Annotated in this window: 1 tRNA gene and 1 rRNA gene; both read left to right on the top strand. The window is 52.3% G+C overall.

What is annotated here, in order from left to right:
* Nucleotides 1–146: 146 nt before the first annotated feature.
* Nucleotides 147–1,688, top strand: a 16S ribosomal RNA gene (locus AACU19_RS14635).
* Between the two features lie 68 nt (nucleotides 1,689–1,756).
* Nucleotides 1,757–1,833, top strand: a tRNA-Ile gene (locus tag AACU19_RS14630).
* Nucleotides 1,834–1,871: the final 38 nt, after the last annotated feature.

Genomic DNA, 1,871 nt, shown 5'->3' with positions numbered 1-1,871 from the left:
ACTGCTCTTTAACAATTTATCAGACAATCTGTGTGGGCACTCGAAGATACGGATTCTTAACGTCGCAAGACGAAAAATGAATACCAAGTCTCAAGAGTGAACACGTAATTCATTACGAAGTTTAATTCTTTGAGCATCAAACTTTTAAATTGAAGAGTTTGATCATGGCTCAGATTGAACGCTGGCGGCAGGCCTAACACATGCAAGTCGAACGGTAACAGGAATCAGCTTGCTGATTCGCTGACGAGTGGCGGACGGGTGAGTAATGTCTGGGAAACTGCCTGATGGAGGGGGATAACTACTGGAAACGGTAGCTAATACCGCATAACGTCGCAAGACCAAAGAGGGGGACCTTCGGGCCTCTTGCCATCGGATGTGCCCAGATGGGATTAGCTAGTAGGTGGGGTAACGGCTCACCTAGGCGACGATCCCTAGCTGGTCTGAGAGGATGACCAGCCACACTGGAACTGAGACACGGTCCAGACTCCTACGGGAGGCAGCAGTGGGGAATATTGCACAATGGGCGCAAGCCTGATGCAGCCATGCCGCGTGTATGAAGAAGGCCTTCGGGTTGTAAAGTACTTTCAGCGGGGAGGAAGGGAGTAAAGTTAATACCTTTGCTCATTGACGTTACCCGCAGAAGAAGCACCGGCTAACTCCGTGCCAGCAGCCGCGGTAATACGGAGGGTGCAAGCGTTAATCGGAATTACTGGGCGTAAAGCGCACGCAGGCGGTTTGTTAAGTCAGATGTGAAATCCCCGGGCTCAACCTGGGAACTGCATCTGATACTGGCAAGCTTGAGTCTCGTAGAGGGGGGTAGAATTCCAGGTGTAGCGGTGAAATGCGTAGAGATCTGGAGGAATACCGGTGGCGAAGGCGGCCCCCTGGACGAAGACTGACGCTCAGGTGCGAAAGCGTGGGGAGCAAACAGGATTAGATACCCTGGTAGTCCACGCCGTAAACGATGTCGACTTGGAGGTTGTGCCCTTGAGGCGTGGCTTCCGGAGCTAACGCGTTAAGTCGACCGCCTGGGGAGTACGGCCGCAAGGTTAAAACTCAAATGAATTGACGGGGGCCCGCACAAGCGGTGGAGCATGTGGTTTAATTCGATGCAACGCGAAGAACCTTACCTGGTCTTGACATCCACGGAAGTTTTCAGAGATGAGAATGTGCCTTCGGGAACCGTGAGACAGGTGCTGCATGGCTGTCGTCAGCTCGTGTTGTGAAATGTTGGGTTAAGTCCCGCAACGAGCGCAACCCTTATCCTTTGTTGCCAGCGGTCCGGCCGGGAACTCAAAGGAGACTGCCAGTGATAAACTGGAGGAAGGTGGGGATGACGTCAAGTCATCATGGCCCTTACGACCAGGGCTACACACGTGCTACAATGGCGCATACAAAGAGAAGCGACCTCGCGAGAGCAAGCGGACCTCATAAAGTGCGTCGTAGTCCGGATTGGAGTCTGCAACTCGACTCCATGAAGTCGGAATCGCTAGTAATCGTGGATCAGAATGCCACGGTGAATACGTTCCCGGGCCTTGTACACACCGCCCGTCACACCATGGGAGTGGGTTGCAAAAGAAGTAGGTAGCTTAACCTTCGGGAGGGCGCTTACCACTTTGTGATTCATGACTGGGGTGAAGTCGTAACAAGGTAACCGTAGGGGAACCTGCGGTTGGATCACCTCCTTACCTTAAAGAACTGTGCTTTGCAGTGCTCACACAGATTGTCTGATGAAAATGAGCAGTAAAACCTCTACAGGCTTGTAGCTCAGGTGGTTAGAGCGCACCCCTGATAAGGGTGAGGTCGGTGGTTCAAGTCCACTCAGGCCTACCAAATTTGCACCGCAAATTTGAAGAGGTTTTATAAAGCGT

Origin of the sequence: Escherichia sp. MOD1-EC4550, assembly GCF_963876935.1 — a bacterium.
Lineage (GTDB): Bacteria > Pseudomonadota > Gammaproteobacteria > Enterobacterales > Enterobacteriaceae > Escherichia > Escherichia coli_F.
Note: the sequence above shows the minus strand (reverse complement) of the source record. Positions and strands in the feature narration are given on the sequence as shown.